Annotated in this window: 13 protein-coding genes and 2 pseudogenes; 2 read left to right on the forward strand and 13 right to left on the reverse strand. The window is 62.1% G+C overall.

The window, feature by feature from the left end; all coding sequences use genetic code 11:
• Positions 1-13: 13 nt before the first annotated feature.
• The 7 genes and pseudogenes from OR16_RS20165 to OR16_RS20190 all read right to left on the reverse strand — a co-directional run bounded on the left by OR16_RS20165 (position 14) and on the right by OR16_RS20190 (position 6,118).
• Positions 14-694, reverse strand: coding sequence for a DUF6081 family protein (locus tag OR16_RS20165; RefSeq protein ID WP_006159795.1), 681 nt, complete (start codon positions 692-694; stop codon positions 14-16).
• Positions 691-1,572 carry a 3-keto-5-aminohexanoate cleavage protein gene (locus OR16_RS20170; RefSeq protein ID WP_006159796.1) on the reverse strand — a complete coding sequence of 294 codons (882 nt, stop codon included), beginning with the start codon at positions 1,570-1,572 and terminating at the stop codon, positions 691-693. Before OR16_RS20170 ends, OR16_RS20165 begins: the two co-directional genes overlap by 4 nt.
• 110 nt (positions 1,573-1,682) lie before the next feature.
• Positions 1,683-2,996, reverse strand: coding sequence for an MFS transporter (locus OR16_RS20175; protein ID WP_100227935.1), 1,314 nt, complete (start codon positions 2,994-2,996; stop codon positions 1,683-1,685).
• On the reverse strand, positions 2,993-3,955 hold the full coding sequence (locus OR16_RS20180; protein WP_237717133.1) for an FAD-dependent monooxygenase: 963 nt from the start codon (positions 3,953-3,955) through the stop codon (positions 2,993-2,995). The genes OR16_RS20175 and OR16_RS20180 overlap by 4 nt, the downstream gene beginning before the upstream one ends.
• 103 nt (positions 3,956-4,058) lie before the next feature.
• Positions 4,059-4,154, reverse strand: a pseudogene (locus OR16_RS46070) (hypothetical protein); the annotation flags it as partial.
• 21 nt (positions 4,155-4,175) lie between these two features.
• Positions 4,176-5,033: a fumarylacetoacetate hydrolase family protein gene (locus OR16_RS20185; RefSeq protein WP_006159799.1), complete on the reverse strand. Its 858-nt coding sequence runs from the start codon at positions 5,031-5,033 to the stop codon at positions 4,176-4,178.
• 38 nt (positions 5,034-5,071) lie between these two features.
• A complete protein-coding gene (locus OR16_RS20190) occupies positions 5,072-6,118 on the reverse strand; it encodes a cupin domain-containing protein (protein WP_006159800.1) in 1,047 nt (348 codons plus the stop codon).
• A 156-nt stretch (positions 6,119-6,274) separates the two neighbouring features.
• Here OR16_RS20190 and OR16_RS20195 point away from each other — a divergent pair, with 156 nt between their 5' ends.
• Positions 6,275-6,781: a MarR family winged helix-turn-helix transcriptional regulator gene (locus tag OR16_RS20195; protein WP_006159801.1), complete on the forward strand. Its 507-nt coding sequence runs from the start codon at positions 6,275-6,277 to the stop codon at positions 6,779-6,781.
• 33 nt (positions 6,782-6,814) lie between these two features.
• Here OR16_RS20195 and OR16_RS20200 read toward each other — a convergent pair whose 3' ends face one another.
• The 6 genes and pseudogenes from OR16_RS20200 to OR16_RS20225 all read right to left on the reverse strand — a co-directional run.
• Complete coding sequence (locus OR16_RS20200; RefSeq protein ID WP_006159802.1) at positions 6,815-7,012, reverse strand: hypothetical protein; 198 nt, start codon at positions 7,010-7,012, stop codon at positions 6,815-6,817.
• A complete protein-coding gene (locus OR16_RS20205; protein ID WP_043420400.1) occupies positions 6,993-7,259 on the reverse strand; it encodes an ATP-binding cassette domain-containing protein in 267 nt (88 codons plus the stop codon). Before OR16_RS20205 ends, OR16_RS20200 begins: the two co-directional genes overlap by 20 nt.
• A gap of 34 nt (positions 7,260-7,293) precedes the next feature.
• On the reverse strand, positions 7,294-7,602 hold the full coding sequence (locus tag OR16_RS20210) for an ABC transporter permease subunit (RefSeq protein ID WP_006159804.1): 309 nt from the start codon (positions 7,600-7,602) through the stop codon (positions 7,294-7,296).
• Positions 7,603-7,653: 51 nt separating this feature from the next.
• Complete coding sequence (locus OR16_RS20215; RefSeq protein ID WP_006159805.1) at positions 7,654-7,878, reverse strand: hypothetical protein; 225 nt, start codon at positions 7,876-7,878, stop codon at positions 7,654-7,656.
• 32 nt (positions 7,879-7,910) lie between these two features.
• Positions 7,911-10,586 carry an alpha-ketoglutarate dehydrogenase gene (gene mdeB, locus OR16_RS20220; RefSeq protein WP_006159806.1) on the reverse strand — a complete coding sequence of 892 codons (2,676 nt, stop codon included), beginning with the start codon at positions 10,584-10,586 and terminating at the stop codon, positions 7,911-7,913.
• A gap of 45 nt (positions 10,587-10,631) precedes the next feature.
• A pseudogene (locus tag OR16_RS20225) lies at positions 10,632-10,919 on the reverse strand (thiamine pyrophosphate-dependent enzyme); the annotation flags it as partial.
• Positions 10,920-11,889: 970 nt separating this feature from the next.
• On the opposite strand from OR16_RS20225, the gene OR16_RS43600 reads away from it, so the two are divergent.
• Positions 11,890-12,384 (forward strand): hypothetical protein, encoded by a 495-nt coding sequence (locus OR16_RS43600; RefSeq protein ID WP_141639897.1) that lies wholly within the window; start codon positions 11,890-11,892, stop codon positions 12,382-12,384.
• Positions 12,385-12,630: the final 246 nt, after the last annotated feature.

Here is a 12,630-nt window from a genome sequence, read left to right on the forward strand (position 1 = left end):
TCTTTGCTTTCGCCTACGCCTCTCGGGCGCCCCTGACACAGAGGTTCTTCCACCGCCCGGTGGCGCCCTGCCCGTGGTTGGACACGCTGCCCCGCCCTGCCATGGCAGGCTTGAGCGTGAACAGGCCGAGCGCCGGCACCACGCACTCCACATCCGCGGCGAGCAGGCGCGTGGCGTAGATGGGCTTGCCGTCCACATGCCATTCGCAGGTGCGCGCCCCCCGGTCGATGGTAATCTCGTAGCGGTGGAACTCCCCCGGATGGTTCTGCGCAACCAGCGGCGACTGCACGATATGCAGCCAGTCGCCCCCCGGTGGCGTCACGCCCGGGATGGGCAGCCGCTCATGGACCACGCCGATGCGCGTGGCGGAGATGATGAAGTCGAAGACCAGGCCGTTGGCCAGGTCACAGACGTTGAACCCCGCAAAACCGTCAAACAGGTCACCCGGGTTGCCGTTGTGATTTTCGCAGGCCATCTCGCAGCCGATGGTGACGGCCCCGTCGCGGGTGATTTGCAGCGGCGCGTGCATCGCCAGGAAGTGCTTGGGGTTGTCAAACATCGGCACATGGTCATGGCGCCTCGCCGGCTCCTCGTATTTCCACATGCCACCATCGGGCATCGGCATTTCCAGCACGCCCCACAGGCTGGGGTCGGGGGCGCCGGAGCTGAAGGTGTCCAGCGGACGGGCGTTCATGCGCGCTCCCCCGTCACCGCGGCGGCCTGACCTGAGCGAGCGGGCTTGCCGATCATGCGGCGGTAGCCGTCGGCGCTGGCCGGCCGGCGCCCGTGCAGCGCAGCGATATCGCGGGCCATCCGGAACATCTCCAGGTTGTCCCGGAGGCGCGCATCGCTGTTCGGGTACTTCCAGGGCGTGTCTTCCGTGCCGACCCGGATGTTCAGGCCCAGCATGGTCGCCAGTGTCGTCATGTAGAGCGTGGCTCGGCCGGCAGCACACACTGTGATGGCGGAGGTGGGATCGATCTGGCGGATCTGGTCCACCATCATGAACATGTGGCGAGCCTTGCGCTTGGCCAGTTCAATCTCGCCGGAGCTATGGATCACGATTTCCGGCTTGACCCCATGCTGCTCCAGCGCCTGCACGGCAGGCACCATGAACGCATCCGGATGGCCGGCAGCGCAAGGCGCCACTTCGGCCAACCCTTCCCTGGCCGGGCTCATGCAGATGTCAAAGGTGCTGCCGTTTAGTACATTCAGGTTGGCCACGAAGTCCCAGCCGAAGCGCGCGCGCAGCGGATCCAGTACCGCGCTGTAGGCTTCCACCGGTGGTACGTCCCGGTCCAGCCGGCGGCCCTTGTGATCGGTCACCATCGAGAAATCGATATGCACGCCGCAGGCGCCAGCCTCGATCACCTCGGAGGCGGCATCCACATAGGCTTCGATGGAAGTCGGATGCCCTTCTTCCTGGCTATCGCTGAATCGACCCGACACCGCCACATTGATGGCGATCTCCGTGGGTACATCCCACTTCGGCTGCAGCTCCGCCCCGGCCACGAACTGATAGTCTTCCATTTCGCGTTTGGCCGCTTCCCACAACGAAATTCCTTCTTGCATTTGTCTTCCTCTCATTTGGTTTGATTGGTTTGATTGTTAGAAATACTTCGATACAAAATAATACGATTCCGCATTAATTAATCACGGACCGCAACGTGACCGGCACCGGCTCACGTAGTTGCGCCCTCCTTCGCCAGCGCCAGCGAGAAGATCAGTGCCGCCGCCAACAAGGGCGCCGCCAGTGCGATTGAATAGATAGGTCGCGACCATCCCGCCGCGATGAGCAGCCCCGCCAGGTATGGCCCGGCTGTACCGCCCAGGCGGCCGAAGCCCAGCGCCAGTCCCGTGCCGGTGGTGCGCACGTCCGGCGAGAACATGCGCGGAGCGAGTGCGTTCAGGCAGGCCACGGCACCAGTGATCAGGAAGCCGATCAGCGCAGTCGCCGCGAACAGGCCGGGCGAGGATGCCGACATGAAGCCAAACCATGCCACCGACAGGAAACACAGGCTCAGGTAGGCGACCGATATTCGCCGCAGCCCGTAGCGCCCCGTCAACCAGCCCAACACGATGCCGCCAATCACGCCGGCCAGGTTCATGACGACTGCGCCGGAGATGCCGCTCTGCACGCTCATTCCCATATCGACCAGGATCTTGGGCGTCCAGCTAAGCAGAAAGTAGTTGGTAAGCATGACCAGCAGATAGCAGGCGCAGGTCAGAACAGTGGCCCTGCGCAATTCGGCCTGGAACAGCGTCCTAATCGCAGAGCGCGCCTGCGCGTGGGCCGGCTTGGCCGGGAGTTCGCGCAACGCTGGCTGTCCGAGCTTGCGCAATACCCCGTTGAGCCTGTCGAGGGCATGGCGCGGCTGGCGCATCGCAAGAATATCGAGGGACTCCGGCAGCCAGATCACTGCAACCGGCACCATCAGTGCGGACAGGACCCCGCCGGCCAGGAACGCCGCGCGCCAGCCGTAGTTGCCGATCAGGAATCCGGAAACCGCGCCGCCAAGGATGGCGCCCACCGCGTAGCCAACCGTAGTCATGCTCAACGCCAGGTCTCGCCGCCGCGCCGATGCATACTCGGCAACCAGCGTGTTGATGCCCGGGATGATGCCGCCCACGCCAAGGCCAGTGACCAAGCGCAGCGCCGCAAGTTGCCACACGTTCCGGGCAGCGGCCGAGGCAAGCATAGTTGCACTGACCAACACCAAACAGCCGAGCACAATCGGGCGGCGCCCGATCCTGTCGCCAAAGGGCGCGATCAGGACCGAGCCGATCGCCATGCCAGCAAGGCTTGCACTTAGCAAGAAGCCGAGTGCAGTCGGCCGCAGCCCCCACTCCCGTGCAATGGACGGCGCAGTGAAGGCCGAGGCCAGCGCGTCAAAGCCGTCCAGCACGTTGATGGCGATGCAGATGGCGACCACGATGAACTGGAACGGCAACATCGCCTGGCGCCGCAGCGTCGTGCCAATGTCATCGGTCATCATCGCGCCTCCTCTTCACGCTGCGCGGTGCCTTGCCGAGGCGCGTACAGCCAGTCGACTGGACTGAAACCGTCGTGGGGCCGGGCAGCAAGGAGCGCGTTGCGCACGTCCGCGCCGACATGGCCGAGGTGGATGATGTCGCCGAACCAGCGCGCAGTCAGCTGGACGCGAGCGGTACGCAGGCGTCTGGCTTCCTGGTAGGCACGCAAAGCCTGGGGTACGTCTTGGCCATGGCGTTCCAGGGCATCCGCGAGCGCGCCCGCGTCTTCTATCGCCTGCGCCGCACCCTGCGCCAGGTACTGCAGCATAGGATGCGCGGCGTCGCCCAGCAGTGCGATACGGTTGCGCGTCCAGTCGGCGATCGGGTCGCGGTCATACATCGGCCAGCGCCGATTGGTATGGATCATGGCGATGGCCGACCTGACAGGCGCACAGGCGCCGGCGAAACGCGCTTCCAATTCGTCCACCGTACCCCAGTCGTCTGAGGCGGGATCGAAGTTATAGCTCTTGAAGACGGCCACTTGGTTATACAGTTCGCCGCGCCGTACCGGGTACTGCACCAGATGCATGTCATGCCCGGTCCACATCACCACATTGTCCAGCCCCGCATGCTCCGGCATCCTTTCAATGGGCAGCGTGCCACGATACGCCACATACTCGGAGCAAACCGGCGCGCCATCGTCCGCGATCATGCGCCGGACTGTCGAGTGCAGGCCGTCGGCACCGATCAACGTGTCGCAGCGATAGGTGGAGCCGTCTGCGCAGCGCACTTCGGCGCCCTGCTCCAGGTCCACAATTGCGATCACGTCCTTGCTGGTTTCCAGCGTGATGCCTGCGTGCGCGCGGCAGGCGGCCAGCAGAGCGGCGAGGAGGTCGCTGCGATGCGTCACCAGGTAGGGATAGCCATAGGCCTGCCGGAATTTTTCCCCAAGGTCCAGGGCGGTAACCTGCTTGCCGCTCATGGCGTCCATCCATAATGCGCGATGCATTGGGCGCGAGTTGCAACCCGGCGCCGACCTCGCTGAATTCCGGGGCGCGCTCAAGCACATGCACGGTGCGACCGGTTTTCGCCAGTGCCAGTGCCGTTGCCAGCCCGCCGATGCCTCCCCCGACGATCAGCTTCTCAATGTTGTTGTTTCCGTTCATTGGCGATCTCTGCATTTGAGGTGATGACAATCCGGATCATGCGGCGCGAACCGAAACCTGCATCGCGCCCACGCCTTCGATGCTCGCGCTGATTACGTCGCCCGGACTGACCGGCCCGACGCCATCCGGGGTACCCGTGAAAATGACATCGCCGGGGTGCAGCGTGTAGTACGCCGATGCCCAGGCGATCAACTGCGGGATGCCGACGATCAGGTCGCGCGTATTGGCGCGCTGACGCAACTCGCCATTCACGCGTAGCGCGAGCTCAAGCTGCGTTGGATCCCCGACCTCGTCCGCAGTGACTAACCACGGCCCGAGTACGGAATAAGTATCGATCGACTTGCGCATGGACCGCTCTTCCGGTCCGCGCTCTGTCATATCCAGTCCGAGCGCGTAGCCAGCCACGTACTCCAGCGCGCGCTGCGGCAAAACCCGGTCGGCGGTCTTGCCGATCACCACGGCCAGTTCCAATTCATGGTCGTTGCGCCGCTCCGTGTCACGCAGCGCCACGCCTTCGCCGGCACCAGCAAGCGAGCTGCTTGCCTTGAGAAAGAGGCCGATCTCCTCAATGCGCTTGAGCTGATGCGCGTGGAAGGTGGCCGGGTCCGCCTGCGCCTCGGCCAGGTGGCTCAGGTAGTTGACCGGGGCCGCCACCAGCTTGGTCGGGTTCGCGACAGGACTGAGCAAGCGTACACCGGCCAGCGGCTGGCGCGGCGACCTGTCCTTTACGCGCAATGCGGCTTCGCGAATGTGGGGCAGATGGGCAATCAACGGGTCGCCTGGCGGGAACGGCCAGCGGTGCGCGGGAAGCATCTCAAGCACCGGGGTGATGTCGATGACGTCCTCGTCGTCGATCAGACCGAGGCGGTTGTCGTTATAGCGGCAAAATCGCATAAGGCAAGTCTGGGAATCTATTGTTAAGTAAGGGCCTTTCAGTCAGGCTGGCGTTCCTGGTAGAAGCCCAGCTTGCGCTGCAACGGCGTGTCGTCGACACGGATCAGAAAGGCGGGGCGTCCGCCCTCCGCGCAGCGATGAGATATCCGGGCGAACGTGGTAGCGCTGAACGTGTCGCCCGCCATCCAATCAAAGGTGTGATCGTCCACCTGGCTCTCCCCGTTGCCTTCGATCACGTGAAAGACCGCGCTGGCGGAGTTGAGCGGTGCCTGCCAGGCCTGGCCCGGGGCTAGCATCATGGCGGTGAAGCCCAGCATCGGCAGGCAACTATCGCCGGTTTCCGGATTCACATACTCGAGTGCCGCACCCTCGTCCTGGCCGGCGACATCGGCCAGTCGGAGCAGCGCCGCCCTGGCCGCTCGCCACGGGTAACGCAGCATCGGGTAAGGATTGGCGCGACGGCAGGCCACCGCCGGCCGGAAGCCCTGGCGCTGAAAATCCGAGGTCAGCGTCATCAGCGGATCCTCGTCGTTGCAACCTGGGATGCCAGCCTCGGCATAGGCGGACTCGGCCGCCGTGAAGACGGGCAGGTCCAGCACATCGAGCCAGGTGACGGGCTCCGTGCCATCGTGCCCGTGGTCATGCCACTGGCCGCCGGGCGTCAGAATGACGTCACCAGCCTCCATCTCGCAGCGATGCCCGTTGACAACAGTAAAGCCGCCCCGCCCTTCAATGACGATCCGCGCGGCGCTCGGCGAATGGCGATGCGTGGGTGCGGTTTCGCCAGGCAGCAGCAACTGGATGCCGGCATAGAGGGTGCCCGTCGCCGACATGGCATCCGCACCGCGCCCCGGGTCGCTCAGCACTAGCACCCGGCGCTCCGCCTTCTCGACGGGAACCAGGCGGCCGGCATCCAACAGCAGCGGTCGGACGTCCGCATAGCGCCAACGGTGCGGACGGGTCACGCCGGCCGGACGGCCGTGCGGCAACACGCCCTTGAGAAAGTCCCAGAGCGGTGCCAGCGCGCGCTCGCGCAACACGGCCCGGAATTCGGCAGGCAAGGGGTTGCCTTCAGGTTCATTCATGTCAGGTTCCTTCTGTTGTCGCAACCTTAGATCCATATCGAATCATTCGATATCGAATGAGTTGTCGTATGATAGTCAGCGTGCTGCTTATATCTACTAGGGTATACGTCAGGTACTTACAGATCCCCTCGCCCGACACCCACCTCCCCCCTCAAGATGGATGAAACGAACCTCGACCGCCTCATTTACAACAAGCCAGGCCACCTCATACGGCGGCTACATCAGATCGCCACCACTGTCTTCCTAGAAGAAACGGAAGGATTCGACACGACGCCAGTGCAATACGGCGCGCTGGCAGCGGTTCGCGCCTACCCCGGCATCGACCAGTTGCGCCTGGCCAACGCCATCGGCTTTGACAGAACCACCATCGCCGGTGTCGTGGAAAGGCTGGAAGGCAAGGGACTGGTCTCGCGCTCGCCGGGCATTGCCGACCGACGCACAAAGCTGCTGTTTCTCACAGACAAAGGCGAGGCATTGCTCATGGCCATCTTTCCTGGCACCGAACGTGCACAGGGCCGATCGCTGATCGGATTGAACGATGCGGAGAAAGTCGCGTTCGTGGAAATGCTCCAGCGCGTGGTCGCGGCCAACAATGAAGTCAGCCGCGTGCCGATTTCCTCGCCACCGCCGCGCCTGACGTCTTCGAGGCGCCCCCCGGCGTAGCGCCAACGGCGCTGCCGGCCCGCACAGCTGCGTTCAGCGCGCCTGCGTGAACATTGGCAGCCGTTGGGCGATGGATGCGGGACGCAACTGCTTACGCTCGTTGCTGACAACAAGCGGCCCGGTGGCCAGCAAGGATGCCTGCCAATCGGCGTCGCGCAGCAGGGCGTCCCCGAATGCCTCGCTCGCGGCGAATTCGGGGTGCCAGCGATATTCACGATCTGGTGCTGACATCCGACCAGGCAGACAATGCAGCCCAGAAGCCCACCCGCCATTTCCACGCGGTTGCGCAGGCCATACTCGCGGTATGCCTGCCACGATGCTCATGCCGCGTGAGCGCAACGGGTTCAGCATGGCTGAGGATCTCCTTGGCGATACGGGGCGCGAAGCCGATGGTCAGTTCGTCCATGATCAGCGGGTCCGGTTGCAGCAGTAGCGCGTGGGCGATTGCGACCATCTGCTGCTGTCCGCCGGACAGCAAGCCCACCTCCGAGTTCGCACGCTCGCGCAGGATGTCAAAGAGGCCGAGACTTCATCCAGCGAGAAGCGCTGCGTCCCGGGTCCGCGCCTGCCGGCCCGCTCAGCGAGCCGCAAAGCGCCCCAAGCACCACGCCGTAGACCGAACGCGCCCCGGCAACCACCGGCGCCAGCAGGAAGACAATGGAACGCTCCACGGTGAAGCTCTGCACGTTGACGAACGACACATAGTGCATAAAGAGCGAGCCTGCCAGCGAACCGAGCATGGCCGACGGAACGAACATGGTGATCCTGATGCCGTGCATGTCGATACCCAGCACCTCGGCCGCCGGCACGGCGTCGCGCATGGCCAGGCCCGGGCGTCCTTGACCAGGCTGGCGGCCAGCCCCCCTCCACTTTCAAACATTCCGATGCAGAGATGCAGACAAGAAAATGAACGCAGGGAGGGCGGGAGAAACCGCAGGCCGCGGCGCGCCTGCGGCTTCGAGCGTGTCGAGGCTGAACCGATGAAGTGCCAAACGGGCGTATTCCTCCAAGGAATAGCCTGCCGCAATCGCCGCCGCATCCAACTGTGCGTGGTCGGCGCGATGCAACTGCAATTCGAGCCTCGTGTGCTCAGTCATTGTCTTCTCATTGAAACGCTACGAACCACTAGTCACCGCGTCCACGGCGCTGCCGGAGACGGCTCGATTCCGTACCGCTTCAGCGCCTGGAGCTGCAGCTCCGGAGCTACGGATTGTATTGCCGCAACGGCGATGTGATAGCGGTCTATCTCGAAGAAACGACGCAAGGATGCACGATTGTCGCTACGCCCAAAGCCGTCGGTGCCAAGAGCGGTGAACGGTGCATCGACATAGGACGCGATCAACTGGGGGTAAGCACGCACGTAATCCGTTGCCGCAACCACCGGCGTTTCACCCTCCAAGCATCGCGACACATGACTGCGTCGGTTGCCGCCTGCCATAAACAGCCGTTCTCGCTCAGCCTCTTGCGCGTCGCGAGCCAGTTCGGAGAAGCTGGTAACACTCCAGATCTCGCTCGGAATATGCCAATCGTTCGCCAGCAATTCTGCGGCTGCTATGACTTCGCGAAGGATGGAGCCGGACCCCAGCAGCCGCACCGCGGCCGGCTTGTCCGCCGCGCCCCGGGCGCCGTACCGATACATCCCTTTGATCACCGCCTCACGCGCGTCGGTCGGAACCGGGCTGTGAACGTAGTTCTCATTGGTCACCGTCAAGTAGTAGAACTCATCCCGCTGCTCCTCCAGCATGCGGCGCGCGCCGTGATCGATGATGATGGCCGCTTCGCTGATGAAGGCGGGATCATAAGCCCTGCAGTTCGGTACTGTTGAGGCAACGAGATGACTCGAACCGTCCTGATGCTGCAGCCCCTCGCCGGAAAGCGTGGTCCGGCCGGCCGTGGCACCGATGAGGAAGCCTCTTGCGCGCTGGTCGGCGGCGGCCCAGATCAGGTCGCCCACTCGCTGGAAACCGAACATCGAGTAATAGATGTAGAACGGCAGCATTGCGATGCCGTTCACGCTGTACGAGGTGGCCGCGGCGGTCCAGGACGAAAGCGCCCCTGCCTCCGTGATCCCTTCCTCCAGCAACTGGCCATCCCGGGTTTCCTTATAGTAGAGCATCGAGCCGGCATCCTCGGGCTCATAGAGTTGGCCCGCCGGTGAGTAGATGCCAATCTGCCGGAAGAGGTTTGCCATGCCGAACGTGCGTGCCTCGTCGGCAACGATGGGCACCACACGGGGACCGACCGCCTTGTCCTTGATGAGATTCGTGAAGAGTCTGACGACCCCTGTAGTCGTGGACACCTCACGTCCATCCGGTGCCATGGCGAATTGCCCGTAGCTTTCGAGTGGCGGCACGCTGACTGCGGGAGCTACCTGGCTGCGCCTGGGCATATAGCCTCCGAGGGCCTCGCGGCGGGAATACAGATACTGCATCTCGGGACTATCGCTTGCCGGCTTGTAGAACCGCATCTCGGCAACGGCCTCATCGTCCAGGGGAAGCGAGAAGCGGTCGCGAAATGACTTCAAGGCCTCGACGTCCAGCTTTTTCTGCTGATGCGCGGTCATTCGCGATTCGCCGGCATTGCCCATGCCGAAGCCTTTCTTGGTCTTGGCAAGGATCACGGTCGGGCGCCCCTTGTGGTCCGTCGCCGCCTGGAAGGCAGCATGCAGCTTCTTGAAATCATGACCGCCGCGCCGCAGGTTGTTGATCTCGGTGGCGCTCATGTGAGCTACTAGTGCCTTGAGTTCCGGATCAAGGTTGAAGAAATGGGCGAGGTTGTAATCGCCGTCGTTGGCGCCCAAAGTTTGATACTCGCCATCGACCATGCCGGCAAAGCGCCGCAGCAGTGCATGATTCTTGTCGCGCGCAAAGAGAGGATCCCAGTCGGAGCCCCATACCACTTTCACGACATTCCACCCCGCCCCCGAGAACAGTGCCTCGAGCTCCTGGATGATCTGCCCATTGCCCCGGACCGGCCCGTCCAATCGCTGAAGGTTGCAATTGATGATGAAAGTCAGGTTGTCCAGTTTCTCGCGCGCGGCAAGCGAAAGCGCTGCGATCGACTCCGGCTCATCCATTTCGCCATCGCCAAATACGCCCCATACACGGCGAGACGCCGTATCCGCAATCTTCCGGTGTTCGAGATAGCGAAGAAACCTCGCCTGATAGATCGCGCTGATAGGTCCAATACCCATCGAACCCGTAGGAAACTGCCAGAAATCCGGCATCAACCATGGATGGGGATAGGAACAGAGACCTCCTCCATCGACCTCCTGGCGGTACCTGGCGAGCTGAGCCTCCGAGAGCCGTCCCTCCAGGAAGGCGCGCGCATAGACACCAGGGGCGGAATGAGGCTGGTAGTAAACCAGGTCGCCCTTGGCGTCGGCCGTGTCGGCCTCAAAAAAGTGATTGAAGCCAACCTCGAAGATCTCGGCGGCGGATGCATAGCTGGCGATATGGCCGCCGAGCTCCCCGTAGGCCTTGTTGGCTCGGACCACCATTGCCAGCGCGTTCCAGCGAATGACCGACGTCAGCTTTTCTTCAAGCGTCAGGTCACCCGGGTAGCGTGGCTGGTCCGCGACGCCGATCGTGTTCTGGTAGACAGAGTAGGGATTGCTCCTTGCGCCAACGCCGAGATGGCTTGCATGTTCCGCAAGCCGCTGCAGCAGGAAGTGCGCGCGCGAGTTGCCCGCCGAGCGCACGACACCCTCCAAGGCGTCGAGCCACTCCCTCGTCTCTTCGCCGTCCTCATCGATTCCTACATGCTCAGCCAGGTTTGCCAGCACGATCTCGCTCTCTCTCATCATTTCATTCTCCTTCTCAGCATGTCTTTGTGCCACCGTGCCCGTCGCTTAATCAACCGAGACACCGAACAGCATATCGGTCAGTCCGTGCCCAGAGCGAACCATGGGCCAGACGTTCTCCATTGCGTCCGCATGGAAGTCCATGAACGCGGTGCGGTCCTTGGGCGAGAGCGCTTCTCGGATGGCCGGCTCCATGTCGGCTGCCGTTTCGAAGCGAAGCCCGACATGACCATAGGCCCGCGCAAGAGCCGGAAAATCCGGTAGCGCCTCCATATAGGACTGTGAATATCGGCTCTGATATTCAACATGCTGCAGCTGCCGCACCGTTGACTGGTACGCCGGATCACCTCCGCCGCGTGCTGGATCTGACCGAAATGACCTTCGACCACGGGCGGGTAAGAGCGGATCTCCACACTGTCGGATATGCGAACGGCGCGCTGGCAGGTGCCACGTCATTCGGGATATCCACCACGACCGGGCCCGGGCGCCCCGTTCTTGCAATGTGAAATGCTTTCTTGATCATCAGTGCAAGACTGGAGACATGGCTAACCAGGAAGGTGAGATGGCAGGCATCGACCAATTTCATTGATTCAGTGAAACTGAGTTAGTGTTTGATCCCTTTGTCCAGTATACGAAGGGCCTTGCAGAAGAGGTTGCCGTAGTAACTGGAAACTCCCCCGGCATGAGCACACTCGCACACACTTTGGCGGCTTCGCCTTCCCTGAATGCTGCTCCGCTTCGGGATCGCCATTCGGGCGACCCCCCAAGGGACCCGCACGGAAAAACCAACTGGACCTACCCTTACGATCAGCACCTCTGTCTCTGCCACCCGATCACTCCCTCCTCTATCTGTTTATCTCACGTGCCCGTCTAAATTTCATATAGCGGACACTATGTTTCATTTTTGTAAACTTTAGCCACCACCTCCAACCTTGTCAAGCTGCAACAAAAATCTCCCAACAAATCAACAGCCGCGGGCCAGTTCCGCTGCGCGCGGCGGTGACCACTTCCCAGTCGTTGCGCCATTACCTGGGATCCATGCAGCAGCCATTGTTCCTCCCCGGGAACTACGGCGTTCTGCAATCCAAGGCTTCCGCCAGAGGGTAGAGAAAGCTATGCTCGAAGGCGCGCGCAGCCGCTTTGGAGTTGGCAGCATGCCCGCCGCAGGAACACGCATGCAGAGCCGGTTTCCGCTCTCCGCTGGCCCACGCTGCCGTCGCTGTGGCAGTGGCGACGCGGCAATGGGCGGCGGGCATCAGCCGGCCATAGAGGTTTGGTAACCTAGGCAGGTCAATCAGAAAGAACCATGAGCAATGTAGAGACCGACAACGCTCCGTCGCTATCGCGCGTTTGCCCGCATTGTCCTGGGCGGCCAGTGGTGGTACGCATTGTGACGCACGCTGCGCAGATTGGAGACGGCTCATCCCGGCATGGATCAAACCGAGTTAATCAGACCGTCGTTCAGGTTATCCATATTCTTCGTGACAGACGCCGATCTTTATGTATTTCTATTCCGAAGATTAATAGTCGTGGTTGCGGAAAGAAAATTCGTCTGCAAGCTGGAGCGTGCCTCTACTGCGGTGAACGTAAGCCCGACGCGATCCACGAAAATGACGTGCCAAACGAATTGACTGCACGAGTTAAGCATGGATATATGCTAGCTGTCGCCTTTCCAGTTGGTGGAATTGTCTCCGGGATATCTCTTTTAGCAAGAAGGCAGGACCACGGCATTGGTGTCATCGTTTTCTCAATGTTCATGATGTATTTTTATGCCAGCTTCCATTCAATTTTAATGCCTTGATTATTAGGCGATCGGCTTCTAATCCGAAGGTGAAACAGGGATATTGAATGGACTTTGTTGGCTGGCTTGCCCTCTGAAGCATCGCGCCGAATACTTCCAGCGGGCAGTGAAACGCATGGGTAGCGCGTGGCTGCCGGATCAGGCTATCAGCAATGGAGTGGAGTTCGGCCTGGCTGTCGACCGACAGACCGGCTCCTTCCCTTGGGCAGATACCGGCGCCAGCAGACAGTTGGTGAGCTCGCACGT

It is taken from the genome of Cupriavidus basilensis OR16 (genome assembly GCF_000243095.1).
Taxonomy (GTDB): Bacteria; Pseudomonadota; Gammaproteobacteria; order Burkholderiales; family Burkholderiaceae; genus Cupriavidus; species Cupriavidus basilensis_D.

What these genes read in the sequence shown, in the direction of transcription:
- OR16_RS20200 (WP_006159802.1), bottom strand. Translation starts at nt 7,012, where the DNA reads ATGTCAGCACCAGATCGTGAATATCGCTGGCACCCCGAATTCGCCGCG.
- OR16_RS20165 (WP_006159795.1), bottom strand. Translation starts at nt 694, where the DNA reads ATGAACGCCCGTCCGCTGGACACCTTCAGCTCCGGCGCCCCCGACCCC.
- OR16_RS20215 (WP_006159805.1), bottom strand. Translation starts at nt 7,878, where the DNA reads ATGACTGAGCACACGAGGCTCGAATTGCAGTTGCATCGCGCCGACCAC.
- OR16_RS20190 (WP_006159800.1), bottom strand. Translation starts at nt 6,118, where the DNA reads ATGAATGAACCTGAAGGCAACCCCTTGCCTGCCGAATTCCGGGCCGTG.
- OR16_RS20180 (WP_237717133.1), bottom strand. Translation starts at nt 3,955, where the DNA reads ATGAGCGGCAAGCAGGTTACCGCCCTGGACCTTGGGGAAAAATTCCGG.
- OR16_RS20210 (WP_006159804.1), bottom strand. Translation starts at nt 7,602, where the DNA reads ATGCGCGACGCCGTGCCGGCGGCCGAGGTGCTGGGTATCGACATGCAC.
- OR16_RS20195 (WP_006159801.1), top strand. Translation starts at nt 6,275, where the DNA reads ATGGATGAAACGAACCTCGACCGCCTCATTTACAACAAGCCAGGCCAC.
- OR16_RS43600 (WP_141639897.1), top strand. Translation starts at nt 11,890, where the DNA reads ATGAGCAATGTAGAGACCGACAACGCTCCGTCGCTATCGCGCGTTTGC.
- mdeB (WP_006159806.1), bottom strand. Translation starts at nt 10,586, where the DNA reads ATGATGAGAGAGAGCGAGATCGTGCTGGCAAACCTGGCTGAGCATGTA.
- OR16_RS20185 (WP_006159799.1), bottom strand. Translation starts at nt 5,033, where the DNA reads ATGCGATTTTGCCGCTATAACGACAACCGCCTCGGTCTGATCGACGAC.
- OR16_RS20170 (WP_006159796.1), bottom strand. Translation starts at nt 1,572, where the DNA reads ATGCAAGAAGGAATTTCGTTGTGGGAAGCGGCCAAACGCGAAATGGAA.
- OR16_RS20175 (WP_100227935.1), bottom strand. Translation starts at nt 2,996, where the DNA reads ATGATGACCGATGACATTGGCACGACGCTGCGGCGCCAGGCGATGTTG.